The sequence below is a fragment of the Marvinbryantia formatexigens DSM 14469 genome (assembly GCF_025148285.1).
Taxonomy (GTDB): domain Bacteria; phylum Bacillota; class Clostridia; order Lachnospirales; family Lachnospiraceae; genus Marvinbryantia; species Marvinbryantia formatexigens.
On record NZ_CP102268.1, the window covers coordinates 892,599 to 907,800 of the forward strand.

Consider the following 15,202-nt stretch of genomic DNA (forward strand, 5'->3'; position numbering starts at 1 on the left):
CTTACAGCAGCTTTTTCTCTCCGTGCTCCTCCAGAAACAGATTGGTGTATTCCAGGGACCGCTTCGCCTCAATGCAGCAGAGAATCGCCGCGTCCCGCTTGACCTTCGGATACAGCACGCCCTTTTCCGCCAGTGTGAGCATCCGCTGTGTCTCATCCACCGACGCCTTCATAGCCAGACTGATGCGCAGAATTACATCCCTTCCCGGTACGCGCTCGCCCTTCAAGACCTGGTAAATGTACGGCTTGCTCAGACAGGTGCGGATAATCAGTTGTCCCGGCGTGCAGTGATACCGCTCCATCAGCTCCGCAAGATAATCTTCAAAGCGGATGCCGGGAATCGTATCCAGCCGTTTTTCGGAAAACTGTATGGGAGCCTCCTTAATCTGGTTAATAATCTCGTCCGTGGATATCTGGTTGAAATTTTCCATGTTCTCGCCGTTTTTGCTGTCGAATATCAAGCAACCACCCCTCTTTTGTTTTTCTGTCGCCTTTATCCGGTGCCGCCGCACCAGCGCTTTTGCAAAATGCAGACACCTGCCGCCGGTATGCCTTAACCAGTGCCGCCTGCAGAACCTTCGCCTGTGATGCCTGCGGGACTTTTTTGCACAGCGTGCGCAGAAGCCCCGGCAGGCTGCTTTAAACCGGATGATATCATTAAGCATACCATTTATTTCCCGGTTTATCAATGAAAGTTTTTTGTCCCGTCCACTTTTTTATATGCAGACAGCAGACAGGCATCCCGTTCTTTTCCGGGTTTTCCGCCTGCTGTCAGGTCTTTGCGGACAGCAGCTTCTACTCTTTGCTGAAGGTGCTGCACTCTGTCTGACGGCATTGACAGGCAGAAGAACCGGCAATGGCAATCTGGCCCGCCTGGCACTTTTCATTTTCGTTGTAGCGGCAGTTGCAGGCTGTGCAGTCCACCTGGATTTTTCCGGACGGTTCCCCGGCAGAGTTTTTCGCCGTCATTCCGCCTTCGTCCTCACGGAAGCTGGAGCAGCAGGTCTCGCACGCCTCCTGCGCCTGGTTTCCCTCCACCAGAATATCGCCCTTCCGGCAATAGTTGTCCTCATTATAAATGCATTTTACCGCTGAACATGATAAAAACGGCATGATATTACCTCCTTTTTTCACAGTTGTGTGTTACAGAGGTAGTATCTGCCGTTTTTCTTATTTTATGAAAATTTTTTTAATTTTCCTCTACTTCCACTTTGCGCATTTCTCTGGTGCGGATTTCTTCTTTGATTGCCGCGATAAAGTCATCGAGATTCTTCTGACCTTCGTCGCCGAGGAAGCGGCTTCTCACGGATACCTTGCCGTCCTCTTCTTCCTTCGCGCCGACCACCAGCATATACGGCACTTTTGCCAGACGCGCCTCGCGGATTTTATAGCCAATCTTTTCCGCACGGGTGTCCACGCTGGAGCGGATGCCGTTTTCATTAAGCGCTGCATTTACCTTATCCGCATAGTCCAGATATTTATCGGAAATCGGCAATACGCGCACCTGCTCCGGCGACAGCCAGGTCGGGAAGGCTCCGGCAAAATGCTCGATCAGGATACCGATAAAGCGCTCGACAGAACCAAACACCACGCGGTGAATCATAATCGGGCGGTGCTTCTCTCCGTCTGCTCCGATGTATTCGCAGTTAAAGCGCAGCGGAAGCTGGAAATCAAGCTGGATGGTTCCGCACTGCCAGGTTCTTCCGATGGAATCCTCCAGATGGAAGTCAATCTTCGGACCATAGAATGCGCCGTCGCCCTCGTTTACCACATAATCCAGACCGAGGTCATCCAGCGCGCTGCGCAGACCGTCGGTTGCCATTTCCCAGTCCTCGTCGCTTCCCATCGAGTTTTCCGGACGGGTGGACAGCTCCACATGATACTTGAAGCCAAAAAGCTGGTAAACCTCGTCAATCAGCTTTACAACGCCCTTGATCTCGTCGCAGATCTGCTCCGGTGTCATGAAGATGTGGGCATCATCCTGGTTGAAGCAGCGCACGCGCATCAGCCCGTGAAGCTGACCGGATTTTTCATGGCGGTGAACCAGACCGATTTCTCCCATGCGCAGCGGCAGATCACGATAAGAGCGCGGCTCCGACTGGTAAACCAGAATACCGCCCGGACAGTTCATCGGCTTGATGGCAAAATCAGTATCGTCAATCACAGTCGTGTACATATTTTCTCTGTAATGGTCCCAGTGTCCGGAGGTCTCCCAGAGCTGGCGGTTCAGCATGATCGGCGTGGAGATTTCCACATAGCCCGCCTTTCTGTGAATCTCACGCCAGTAATCCAGCAGGGCGTTTTTCACAATCATGCCGTTTGGCAGAAAGAACGGGAAGCCCGGTCCCTCGTCGCGCATCATAAACAGTCCAAGCTGTTTTCCAAGCTTTCTGTGGTCGCGCTTTTTCGCCTCTTCCATGCGGGTAATGTACGCCTCCAGGTCCGCTTTCTTTGTGAAGGAGGTACCGTAGATTCTGGTGAGCATCTTATTTTTCTCGCTGCCTCTCCAGTATGCGCCCGCCAGGCTGGTCAGCTTGAACGCCTTCACCGGCTTTGTGCTCATCAGATGCGGTCCGGCGCAGAGATCCACAAATTCACCCTGCTGATAAAAGCTGATTTCTGCATCCTCCGGTAAATCCTCAATCAGCTCCACCTTGTACGGCTCGTTCTTTTCTTTAAAGTAAGCAATCGCTTCGTCGCGCGGCTTTGTGAAGCGCGTAATCGGCAGCGCTTCCTTGACGATTTTCTTCATTTCCGCCTCGATTTTTTCCAGGTCCTCGGCGGTAAGCGGCGTGTCGCTGTCGATGTCGTAATAGAAGCCGTCCGCGATGGAGGGTCCGATTGCCAGCTTTACATCCGGATACAGACGCTTGATAGCCTGCGCCATAATGTGTGATGTCGTGTGGCGGAAAGCGCCTGCGCCCTCCGGGCTGTCAAAAGTGAGGATATTGAGCTGGCAGTCCCGGTCGATGACGGTGCGCAAATCCTCCACATTTCCGTCTACCTCGCCTGCCGTTGCTGCTCTCGCAAGTCCCTCGCTGATATCCGTGGCAATTTCCAGAATTGTCATCGGCTGCTGATATTCCTTCTGTGTGCCGTCTTTCAATGTGATAATCATGATAAATTCTCTCCTTTTTATACCGTGGCTGTTACGTCTGCGCGCGTGGCTGCAGGGGTTGCTGCAACTGCATAAATTACTGGTACTTTGCCAGATTTTTTCTTCATGAATCTACTAAAAAACGTCCGCTGGACGTTTTTGTCGTATGCATGACAACAAAAAACCGCCCCCTGCAATTAAAGAATAACTGCAAGGGACGGGCAATTTTCATTACTCGCGGTTCCACCCTGTTTGCTTTTTGCATGCGCTATCACGCGCCAACGCCAAAACCACTCATTTTTGATGATAACGGAATCACCGTGCCGTATTGGGGCCGCTCAGAGGTGGTCTTCAAATGCTTTCCTGCAGGATGCTTCCACCATATGCATCCCTCTCTGTGAATTCCGGCATTCTACTCTTCTCGTCTGCGCTTTATCTTATTCGATAATATCTCACTTTGCTGCCATTTGTCAACACCCAAAATGTCTTAAATAAACTTCCCCGGTAATTCCGCTTCCGCCCTCCGGCTTTGCAAGACCACGCATCTTCATGCGCGGGTCGTCTTTTGTCATTTCGTAGCACTGCCGCTCCAGTGTGGTCGCCACCTCAATCACCAGCTTATTTTCCCCGGCTTCTGCCAGCCCTGTCAGGTCATAGCGGTAGGGCGGCACGATCTGGATGCCGGCGCTCTTTCCGTTGACGAATACCTCCATGCCTTCCTTCGCATCCGTCACCTCCAGCAGCACCTTTTCTCCCGGCTTTGCAGAAAATGTGCTTTCATAGCGGACAAACCCGGAGAAGGACGGCTGCTCCTGCGCCAGAGTGTCCGGCAGAGTGACCGTTTTTTCTTCCCGGAAATGAGGATATTCCGTCGCGTCGCAGATGCTTCTTTTCCATGTTTTCAGAGGAGACGTCTCTCCTTTTTCGCAGAGCGGCTCGCACAGCAGCTCCTCATCCGCCGTATCCAGCACGACAATCAGGCTTCTGCGCGGATCAAGGCTTACCGGAAGCTTCCGGGCAGCTCCGTCCTCCCGCCGGATATGCTCCGGCTTCAGGCGGTAGATCCGGTTTTCCCACGCATCGTATCCGTAGCACGGACCGGCGCCGGGAATGCAGACCGTTCCCTCGTATCTGCCGGCTCCCTCATTTACAAAATAGTACAGCTCGCACTCTCCCTGGTAATGCAGCGCCCGCAGGTAAGGATTCTCCGGCGTAAATGCAGCCTCCGGCAGCCCCATCCGCTTCAGATACGGCACCAGCTCTTCCAGAGAAAGTACAGGGCAGTCTTTCAGCCCTTCCAGAGAAACTTTTGCATTCTTCGCGGGATTGCAGATGCCTTCCGGAAGCCCTTCCAGGAATATCACCGGAAAACCATTTTTCCAGAGCTCTGCCGCCGCTTCGGCAAATTCCGCAGTGACAAACTGCGCATACGGCACAATCAGCGCCCGGTATTCCTGCGTATTCACCCGCAGCACACGGCTTATATCCGTCCGGTAATGCTCTCTTTCCGCAAATACATCCGCCGGGATGCAGTCGTATGCGATCTGCGCCTCCGCCAGCTTCCGCGCAGGCTTCTGGCTCAGCATCGCGCGCCCGCACCATTCCGCCTCTCCATGATATAAAATCGCCGTCCGGGCAATCCTGCGCCCGCCGCTGATGCATTCCGACACCCGGTTCATATAGCCCATCAGCGCGCCGAAATGGCGATACTGGGGATTATGTCCGTGCGCATAAAAATGCGGCGGACAGTCAGAATCCGGAAACGGCGCCGGATCAAATGCGTGGGGCACAAAATGATTGATACCGCGCACACCATAAAGTGGTCCGCCAGATATTTTTCAAGCTGCACGCCCTCCGCCCAGCCATAGTTTCCAAAAATTTCGCACATCGCGTTTCCGTGCTTGCCCGGCTCAATCGCCGCCGCGGACGCCGCCAGGCTTCCCAGCATATAGTGATAAAATTCGCCGTCGCGCGGCAGTCCCATCGTTCCGGTGAGAGGCGCATCCTCACCCTGCGGGAGGACCTGTCCTCCGATATCGTCGATGCCCGCCATATCCTGCCCGTCCAGTCCGCGGAAATAATGGCCAAGACTGACGCCAGTCCTTGCGTGGGCATTGCAGTCCTCAATGATATGTCCGATGTACTGCACGCCGTGCTCCCTGCACCAGCCGCCAAGCTGTCTGGAAAAGGCTTCCCGTACCAGCTTTGTGACGGCATCCATGTAGGCGTACCGCACGCGCGCAGTCTCCTGCGCGTCGCTCTCGTTGTCCCACAGCAGATACATAAGATTTGCCCAGTCCGCCCCCAGACGCGCGCTTAACTCTTCCGTCATGGCACTGGAAAACGGCAGATCCTGCTCTCCTCCCAGTCTGCCCTCATTGTCAAAGATATGACCGTTCCCCAGCTCCGGCTCGTCGGAGAAAAAGCCGGCAATCGTCCTTCCGAAATCCTCCCGGTAATGCTCCCAGTGCGGCTCGTAGACCGCGTCGATCAGCAGACGGCAGGATTTTTCATCCAGCATATTAATATATTCCCGGTGGGGACCGAAATTCCGGGAAAGCCCGGTGATAAAGAGCGTCCAGTCGCCATCCCGCTTCTCCCAGACCAGCTTTTCGCCAGGCTCAGGTACCGTAAGAAAAATCTGCTCTTTGCTCTCCCGGCAGACCGCCGTCAAGGCAAGAATCCGGTCGTCCGCAAAGCGGGGCGCATCCGCCAGCATCGCCGACAGGATATACTGCTCAAGCTGATTCGGACAAAAAGCGGGCGGAAACATGCTGTGCACATCAATTTCCGTCCGCTCATCATCCCCGCACAGGGGCACACGGCTGGTGCAGATGCTCTGGCGGTGCAGCTCGTCGGGCGCGTTTTTCAGCGCCCCGTTCGCATAGCCTGTCGGAAAATGGCTGTCATCCAGAATCCACACCTTCATGCCGCGGCGGCGCGCCTCATCCAGAATGACATCCATATCCGCCCACCATTTTTCCCCGCAGAAATCCGGATGGGGACGGCTCTCCACGCATACCGCGCGGCAGCCGCTCTCCCGGATCACCTTCATATATTCCCGCAGGGTGGCTTCGTCCTCGCCATGCTGCCAGAAAAATGGCATCAGCCGGTTTTCATATTCTCCATTTAAAAGTTTTCTTACTTTTTCAATCATACTGCTCTCCTGTCAGCCAGGCGCTGCCGCCGGCTCCGGTGCCGCATCAGCCCGCCTGGGCTGCTTTTTTCTTCTCCTCGATATTTTTCTGAATAACTACCATCTGCTCTCTGGTCAGCCTGCTCTTTCTCATTGCCAGAATCGTACATATCCAGCCCAGAATCGGGAAGCCGCAGTAAAGCAGAACCGTCATGAGACGGACGCCTGTTGTCAGCGGGTCTCCCTGCTGCGGAGCAGTTATCGTATAGCCGATGAAGCCGATTAAAAACGTTGCAACCGACGCGCCAAGCGCGGAAATCACCTTGTCGATAAAGGAATATGCCGCAGATATCGTAGCCGGCATATATTTTCCTGAACGATACAGCTCATAATCGATTACATCCATGCGCATTGCCGCCGTCGCCGTCGATACGACCATCTTTGTCGCGTTATTTCCAAGCATCATAATGAGGAAGATTGCCGTCGGCAATATCGAAACCGTAATGGAAGTCGTGTCCGAAAGCAGCAGGAATACGGAAAAAATCACATTCCAGATGATGCAGACCCAGGTCCATTCCACTACCGTCTTCATATTTCCTCTTTTTCCCGCCAGTCTTGCTCCGATAACCACAAACAAAAGGGAAGGAATCATTGCCACTGCGGAAATAATCGTTGAAATTGACATATTTCCAATCATAATACCAAACAGCATCGTTGATACGACAGACGCGCCGCCGATGGTCTGCGCGAGCTTGTCCGAGCTTCCGGCAATGATGTATCTCTGCAGCTCTTTGTTATCTTTAATTACATTAAGCATGTCGCGCATGGACGGCTTTTCTTCTTTTTTGTCCTTTCCGACAATTCCCCGGAAGTTTTCCGGCTTATCAAAAGCGCTTACTCCGATGCAGGAAATAAGGAACAGTACCAGCGATACGCCCACGCACACCAGATTCAGAACAGAGAGAAACGGCGTGCCGATTTCATTGTTGAAACGCGGAAGCAGTACCACCATCGCAATCATGGACATAATCATCGGAACGAAATAGCCGTAGACCGTGGACCAGACGCCGACAATCGGACGCTGCTCCGGGTCGTTAGTGATGACCGGTCCCAGAAGGTTGGTGGAAACGCCTGTCAGCGTATAACCGACAATGTAAAGCAGATAGCATACTACAAAGAAAATCAGTCCGGAAGTACCGTACAGATGTCCGGCGCCCCAGTTGCACATCGCTGTGGTAGCCAGCGACATCACCGCCCAGCCGGCGAGCATGAAAATACGGATTTTTCCGTGTCTGGTATTGACGCGCTCAATCAGATACGCACAGATCGGGTCGGTAATGCCGTCGAAGAGACGGGATACCGTCATGACAAGTCCGGTAACACCTACCAGAATGCCAAAGTTGCTGTTGCCTATGTAGGTTGCATAGGTCATCAGAAAATAGAAACACATCGGCGCGGCTGTACAGAGCTGCGAAATTGCAATCTGCCAGTTTTTCGCCCGTCTGTACTGAATGCCGTCCTGTTCGGAACGTGATATTTTCTTTTTCTTTTCCATTGTTCTTCTCCTTTGGTATATTGATTTTATCTGTAGTACATTTTAATCCAGACCTGCCGTATTTTTTAGAAAGAAACAACGGAAATTTAGCACAATTTTATTGCATGGAAGGCAGCCCGCGATTACGGCTTCATCCGCATCATACTGCGGTACTGCTTGGCAGTCTGCCCCTGGAATTTCTTAAAAAGCCGGGCGTAATAATTCTCATCATAAATGCCGACCTGCGCCGCCACCTCGTGGATGGGCAGATCAGTCGTCGCCAGCAGGATGAGGGATGACTGGATGCGCTTTTCGTTCATGTAATGCGTCAGCGTCTTTCCCGTCTCCTTTTTAAACTGCGCGGACAGATAATTGAGACTGATATTGACTTCCTCCGCGATGGACTTCAGAGATAGCGGCTCCCTGATATGAAAGTCTATATAGTTCACGGCGTCGCGGATGACGCTGGAATAGCCGCGCATGGAATGATTTCTGACCAGGAGGCAGTATTTGCGCATCATGACATGGCTTAAATCCGCCAGCTCCGTGACGCGGGCGGCGTTCTCAATCTGCTTTGCAAAGGCTTCCGAAATCCGGTCTATATATACGGGATGCACCTCCGCCTGCTGCACCGCCTTCCGGAAAAGCGTATTCCACACCACCATCATGTTTTTTACATCGCGCAGGTTGTCATCGTTTCTCGGCTTCAGGCGGTAGTGCTTAAAGCCCTGTGTGACCTCCATGATTTTTTCCATATCCCCTATCTGGATGGCTTCCATCATCTGGTCCTCGTAGCGGTAGCGCTCCTCCACTGCAGCTATCCGCAGCGAATCCTCCTCTTCCTGCTCTTCTTTGTGCGGTTTTTCATTAAATTCATTGTAGTTTTCCACCCGCGTAATGGACAGCCCTTCCCGGTCGCGGCAGAGATAACCAAGCTGCGTCAGAACAACGCCCAGCAGCGCGTCCGAATCCGCCAGAATCGGAACGCTGTAGTAATGCTCCTTCAGCTCTTCCGAAAGATAAGGCGCAAGTCCGAGGCGTTCTATCACCCTCTCCACGATCTCCTCCGGATTGCTCATGATGTACGGTCCTATCTGGATAAACTCCTGCCTGCCGTCGCTGCAATGCTCCTCCGGTATCCGGAAGCTCATGTAATGCTCTTCGAAGGAATCCCGGACCAGATACAGTATCTTTTCTTTATAATGCTTCTCCATCATACGGAATCCGCGTTCGATTTCATAGGGATACCCCAGAAAACGTCTGAGCCCCTGGTCAAATTCCATAAGGTCGTCCTCTTCCGTCATCCGGCTGTCCATGCGAATCAGCTTCACACCGAATGCTTTGACCAGCTCCTCTAATTGTCTGATAACATCTATTTCCATATTTTATCTCCATGTCTGATGATGCAGGGTACCTCTACATTATAAATAAAATACCGTTTTCTGTAAAGAGCGTAAAAAATGGACCGCCTTGCGGCAGTCCGGAATCATTGCAGTATTTTTATTCCAGTTTCTTTGTCTTTCCGTGTGTGATACCGTTTTCGTTGAAAGCGTCCACGCGGACATAGTATTCGCTGCCCTTTACCAGAGCGCCGATTCTTTTTTCTGTGCCATACAGCAGGTAGCTGTGATACAGCTTATCCGGGGACAAGCCCCAGAGGATGTTGTATCCTGTCGCGCCGCTGTCCTTAATAACGACCTCCATGTCCAGCTCGTTTGTGCGCTTTGCCGTAAATTCCGGCGCTTCTGCCGGCGCCCCGCTGCCAAGACCAAATACGCGCAGTCCCGAAATGCAGGGCTTCTGTTCATAAGCCACCTCCAGAATCGTCAGCTTCAGGAAGCGCACCTGTTTTCCCGCTTCCCAGACCAGGAAATCATGCGTCAGGTCTGTCTGCGCCTGGGATTTATCCTCCAGCACAAACCATTCCCCGCCGTCCAGGGAACCCTCTAATATCCAGCGGGTCCGGTGATTTCTGTCGTCGATGTACCGCGGCTGTGACGTTTTGTGGATTTCACCGGGCACCGGTATCTCTATTTTGTCATCCGCAAAATTAATCTGCACCGCATGTACGTCATAAGCTTCTCCCAGATCCATCTGAAGCCACTGTCCGGGTTCCGCCGTCGCGGCGCGCCACCAGGTCTGTACATTTTCATCGGCAGCCAGCTCCGGTCCCTTTCCTTCCTCGCAGGAGGAGGCTGTCATCGCTTTTTTATAGCTTAACAGATACCACTGCGGCTCCGCCCAGGGATTCTGCTGTGCTCCCTCCTCCAGGCTTTGCGGCCAGTCGCCGTAGCGCTGGTTGCAGAACAGCTCTCCGTCCTCATCCAGTCCCGCCTGCCAGATGCCCACCCGGCGCTCGAAGGAATGGTGCACGCTGATGCGCATCGTCGCTGCATGCCAGAGGTTTCCCGCCTCATCCTGCATGGTGGAGCCGTGTCCCGCTCCCGGCATAAAGCTGCCCGGATGAAACGAATAAGGATTGTTCTTTGCAGGCTGAAAATCTCCCAGAGGAGAATCCGCCACGTAAACGCCGTCCCCGTAGATGTTGTACTGGGTGCCCGCGAACGCATACTGGAGATAATATTTTCCATTGAATTTATTCATCCACGCGCCTTCTATATAGGGCGCTTTGCCCAGATAGCCCTTCAGCATGTCCATCTGCTCCTCCGGAAATTCCATGTCCTCCGGAATGCCCTGCTTTTTCAAAAAGGCGGAAACTGCAGCGTCCAGCTCCTCTTTTGTGAGCGGCGTGACCGTATTGTCCTCCCCCATCCGCTCAAAGCCCTTTGTAAAGGAATCGCCCCAGATCAATCCCTTCTTTTCGCCGATGGGCTTCATCGTTTCCGGGTCCAGCTCCACGCCCCAGATCGGCTTCACGCTTGCGCAGCCCCAGTAAAAATATACTCTTCCATCGTCATCGACAAAAAGATTGGGATCCCAGAAATCAAAGGTTCCGGGGATTTCCTCGTAGGGTCCCGCCAGCACATCCTTCGTGCGGTAGAAATTGCACGCCTCGCCTCTTTTCGATGAGCAGAAATACACGTATTCTCCCATAACCCGCACATCCGGTGCATAATCATACAGCGGCAGACTGTCCGGCAGCCGGTGATTTTCCCAGTTCACCAGATCATCCGACACCCAGACGCCCAGCGTCATGGACGCAAAGATATAATATCTTCCCTTAAAAAGAATCATGGACGGGTCCGCCGCTTCCCGGTCGATGATAATCTGGTTTCCCTGCGTGGTGTCCTGGTTAAACTGGTATCGGTAATTAATATTCACAGGATTACAAAAATATTTTTTCATACTATGATGCCTCTTTTCTTATAAATACGCGAACAGCCGGATTTTCAGCAGCGTCGGCTCCTGGAAAATCAGTGTGACCACTTCGTCTCCGTTCAGCCGCCGTCCCGCCTTCCAGACGCCGTTTTCAAAGACGCCCTCTTCAAAGGAGAGCACGTCCACGTTCGGTCTGTCCGCATCCGCGGAAAAATATGCGATAGCCGCCTTGTTTATCAAAATATAAAACGTATCCTCGGATTCCTTTACAACCATGCAGACGCCGTTCTTTCCGGACAGCATCGGGCTGTCCGTCACAGCGGTAAAGCCAAAGGTACCAAAAAGCATGGTATTTTCCGCCGCCCGCTCGCTGGATACCGCCTGCAGATCCCCGGTGCCGTATTTGCTGCACAGAAGAGGCATCATTTCCGCCAGCGCTCTGGAATACCAGCCGTATTCCTCCACATCCTGCGGCGTTTTCAGAGCCGGGTCCGTGACGTCCACACCGAACAGGTAGGACTGTGTCGCGGAGAAGGGCTTTCCGATATCCTCAAAGCCGAAGGGCGAATAGCACATGGCGTGGTAATGTCCCACCGCGTACACCTGTCTTGCCCCGGCATAGCTGTGCGTCGCGCATTCCGGGATAAACAGCGGATTTTCCCGTCTTGTGTATTCATCACACATTCCCAGAAAGTCCGGAACATAGATATCGGGCGCGATGACGTCAATCTCCGGCGCACGGTACCGCCATACCTCCATCACTCTGGATACGGGACCGCCGGTCGGATATTTTCCCGGCGCCTCCCCCTTGTCCAGCCAGCAGTTTGCTGTCATCGGCAGGGGATATTCCGCCTTTCCCGCCGCCGCGACCGCGTTCACATAGCCCGCCACATAGTAGGCGCTGAACAGCTCCTCCGCGCAGGCTCCGAACACCTCACTCCAGCTTCCGCCTGCGGCGCCGTTTTCTACCGCTTCCCGGACATCCGGAACCATCGTCTCCGTGTGGGCTTTCATGTAATCCGCAAACTCCTGCGGCACTCTTCCGTAAAACAGCTCATCTGCATGATCGGAATTCTCTCTTGCGGTCCCCATCAGTCCCGTCTCATTTTCCACCTGCACGGTAATCACCGTATTTTCCGTCTCATCTATGCTGCGGATATGCGCCATCAGCGCGGCAAACGCTTTCGCGTCCGCCTCCCGCGTAGCGTCGCACAGATAGGAAAGCGTCGTGTACGGCATTTCATAGAAATCCTTTCTGCGGATGAAATTCTTTCCCTTTTCCACCTGCGCGCGCGCAAACCGTACCAGATCCGTTTTCACCCATTCGGGCGCATAGTAGCACTGGGCGTTTTTCCAGGCGCCGAACCATAAAAGCCCCAGCTTTTTCCCTCTTCTTCGCGCCTGCAAAATCAGCCCGTCCACCAGGGAAAAATCGAAAACGCCCTCCTCAGGCTCCGTCAGCTCCCAGCTTACCGGCAGAAGAAGTGTGTTCATTCCCAGTCTGTCCGCCTGGTCGTACACCCCTTCCATATATTCCACGGAGGAGGAATTTGAGTTGTGGACTTCCCCCGCCAGCATGATAAAAGGCTTATCGTCCACCATAAGCAGCTTTGTTCCGTTCTGTTGTCTGATATAAGGATACATATTCTCCTCCATTTCCTTTCTTCGGTTCTACTCTGCCGTTATCTCCAGCTCTGCGCCCTCCAGTCCCTCTGCGGATACGCGCAGTATGGCGGTTCCCTTCTCATAGCCGGACCGCACAACAGCCAGCATCCTTCCGTGATAAGAAAGAACCTTTCCAGCGGTATAGTTTTCTTCTGTCGCCGTTCTTCCCGTGCCGAACGCCGCCAGAGACGCCGCGCCTTCTACTTCTGCATGAACCTCTGTCTCGGCATATGGAATCAGCCTGCCATCAGCGTCCACCACCTCTACGACTGCAAAGCAGAGGGATTGTCCGTCCGCCTTCAGCACATTCTGGCGCAGCGCCCGCTCATCGGCAGTAATCTTCAATCCGGCAGGCGCTCCCGCACTCTTTACACAGTCGCGGGAAACCTCTTTTCCATCCGTATAGCTGATTGCCTCCAGCGTGCCCGGCTGATATTTTACAAGAAAGCAGGCTTTGTTGTGATGCTCTTTTCCGGCGCTCTGGCGTCCTGCGGATACACCGTTTATCAGAAGCTCCACTTCGTCCGCCCCGGAATAAACCTCTACCTTGATATCGCAGCCTGTCTCTGCGTCCCAGGTCCAGCTATTCGCGCAGTCAGACCAGCCGTATCTGCCAAGAAGCTCCACCTTGTGGAAATTAGCGGGATTGTGGCAGGCAATATACGTCTCCTTCGAGCCCCAGATGATTCTGTGGTATGCAAGCTGCGGCTTTTCAAAACCGCACAAATCAAAATCACCGGCTCCCGCCGTGCGCCACGGATACTGCACAAAATTCAGCTTCTGCGCCTCCGCCTGCGCTTCTGCGGCTTCCGCATAAACAGTCTTGCCGATTCCGGCTTCCCCGATATAATCCTGGCTGGTCCAGACGAAATCGCCGATAAGATACGGATATTTTTCCACATCCGCCCAGTATTCCTCCCCCTGGCGCGGCTTGCTCTCGGTCGCGCAGATGACCCTGCCGGGGAACAGCTCTCCCGCTTCTTTATAATGATAATTCAGATAGTTATAACCGACAACATCCCACGGCGCGCAGAAGGCTTCTGTATAATCATTCCAGATTTTCCGTCCGTACTCGCCGTCCAGATTGTTGAGCGTTCCGCCGCTCTTCATCGCCTCTTCCATCAGGGACTCCCAGAATTTTCCGGTGTCCTCATCGTCCAGACCGTTGAAGAAGGAGCACATGGCGCCTCCGATAAAGCGGGTGGAATCCAGGCTGCGGGCATATTCCGCCAGCTCTGCGGAGGTCTGATAGCCGTCCGAGAGTCCGCCCTGCTCCGGCAGCTCGTTGCCGATGGACCAGATAATCACGCAGGGATGATTGCGGTCCCTCGTCATAAAGCTCTTCATTTCCTGCTTCCATTCCGCCTCAAAATGACGGCAGAAATCATGGCGGTTCTTCGGCATCTTCCAGGTATCAAAGGCTTCGTCCATGACGAGAATGCCCAGCCTGTCGCATACCTCCAGAAGGTCCGCCGACATCGGGTTGTGGGCAAAGCGGAGCGCATTGTAGCCGTTTTCCTTGTGCAGCTTCACCTTGCGGTACTCGCTTTCGTACAGGGACGCTGCTCCCAGGATCCCGTTGTCATGATGAATACAGCCGCCCTTCAGCTTGAGGCTCCTTCCGTTTAGCATAAACCCGTTTTTCGCATCCACGGAAATCGTGCGGATACCAAAAAGCGTCTCCGCGCTGTCCAGTACCTTTATCTCCTCCAGTCCTGCGGGGCGGCAGTCTGTCAGCTCCGCCGTCACCACATACAGATCCGGATGGTCAATATCCCAGATGGCGGCATTCTCCGCGCACACGCATGTCCGCCCGATGGCAGAGGAATCCGCGGGAATATGTATCTTCACCGCTCCCCAGGCGGCAGCGCTTCTGTCTTCATCCTCTTTTTTCAGCGCTATCCGCACCCACACGTCCTGTTCCTTTGCCGTGTGATTCTCCACCGTAACCTCCACCGTCACAAAGGCGTCCCCGTTTACGATATGATCCGTATGGGCAAATATCCCGTCCGGGGCAATATGCACCTGCGGCGCCAGAAGCAGATTTACATGACGGTAAAGACCGCCGCCCGGATACCAGCGGCTGTTCGGCTCGGCGTCGTTGCCTACCAGCACCGCCAGACGGTTTTTCCTGCCGCACTTTAAGCGGCTGGAAAGCTCTGTCCGGAACGGCGTGTAGCCATAATGATGACGCCCCATAATATGTCCGTTTAAAATCACGGTCGTATCCCGGAACGCGCCGTCAAATTCCACCAGGACCCGCTGATTCTCCCACTCTTCGGGCACCTCCAGGTATTTCGTGTAGGTCGCGGTTCCTCCGTCGTAAAATCCGGTGTTCGTCCCGTTTACGGAATCCGCCTTTACATCCGATTCTATCATAAAATCATGCGGAAGATTTACCGTCCGGCTCTGCTTTGTCATCCCCGGAATATTGGAGGGCTCTCCCAGCATAAACTCCCATGCCCTGTCTATGTTTATTTTCTTCATCTTCG

General features: G+C 53.6%; 10 protein-coding genes. All 10 read right to left on the reverse strand.

Translation table 11 applies throughout. The annotated features are described in order from the left end of the window. Position 1: 1 nt before the first annotated feature. Complete coding sequence (locus NQ534_RS04465) at positions 2–460, reverse strand: helix-turn-helix transcriptional regulator (RefSeq protein ID WP_143115706.1); 459 nt, start codon at positions 458–460, stop codon at positions 2–4. A gap of 334 nt (positions 461–794) precedes the next feature. Beyond that, positions 795–1,112 (reverse strand): DUF1540 domain-containing protein, encoded by a 318-nt coding sequence (locus NQ534_RS04470; RefSeq protein WP_006860907.1) that lies wholly within the window; start codon positions 1,110–1,112, stop codon positions 795–797. Positions 1,113–1,188: 76 nt separating this feature from the next. Next, entirely contained in the window at positions 1,189–3,117 is a 1,929-nt protein-coding gene (gene thrS / locus NQ534_RS04475) for a threonine--tRNA ligase (protein WP_006860906.1), read from the reverse strand. Between the two features lie 449 nt (positions 3,118–3,566). After that, a complete protein-coding gene (locus tag NQ534_RS04480; protein ID WP_143115707.1) occupies positions 3,567–4,775 on the reverse strand; it encodes a hypothetical protein in 1,209 nt (402 codons plus the stop codon). Between the two features lie 8 nt (positions 4,776–4,783). Then, complete coding sequence (locus tag NQ534_RS04485) at positions 4,784–6,253, reverse strand: hypothetical protein (RefSeq protein ID WP_006860903.1); 1,470 nt, start codon at positions 6,251–6,253, stop codon at positions 4,784–4,786. A 46-nt stretch (positions 6,254–6,299) separates the two neighbouring features. Beyond that, positions 6,300–7,787, reverse strand: coding sequence for an MFS transporter (locus NQ534_RS04490; RefSeq protein WP_006860902.1), 1,488 nt, complete (start codon positions 7,785–7,787; stop codon positions 6,300–6,302). Positions 7,788–7,909: 122 nt separating this feature from the next. Next, a complete protein-coding gene (locus NQ534_RS04495) occupies positions 7,910–9,148 on the reverse strand; it encodes a helix-turn-helix domain-containing protein (protein ID WP_006860901.1) in 1,239 nt (412 codons plus the stop codon). A gap of 118 nt (positions 9,149–9,266) precedes the next feature. Next, the gene (locus NQ534_RS04500; protein ID WP_006860900.1) at positions 9,267–11,072 is read right to left on the reverse strand and encodes a family 43 glycosylhydrolase; all 1,806 of its coding nucleotides are present in this window, start codon (positions 11,070–11,072) and stop codon (positions 9,267–9,269) included. 18 nt (positions 11,073–11,090) lie between these two features. After that, positions 11,091–12,689, reverse strand: coding sequence for a GH35 family beta-galactosidase (locus NQ534_RS04505; RefSeq protein ID WP_242655321.1), 1,599 nt, complete (start codon positions 12,687–12,689; stop codon positions 11,091–11,093). A gap of 27 nt (positions 12,690–12,716) precedes the next feature. Beyond that, positions 12,717–15,197 (reverse strand): glycoside hydrolase family 2 TIM barrel-domain containing protein, encoded by a 2,481-nt coding sequence (locus NQ534_RS04510; RefSeq protein ID WP_006860898.1) that lies wholly within the window; start codon positions 15,195–15,197, stop codon positions 12,717–12,719. Positions 15,198–15,202: the final 5 nt, after the last annotated feature.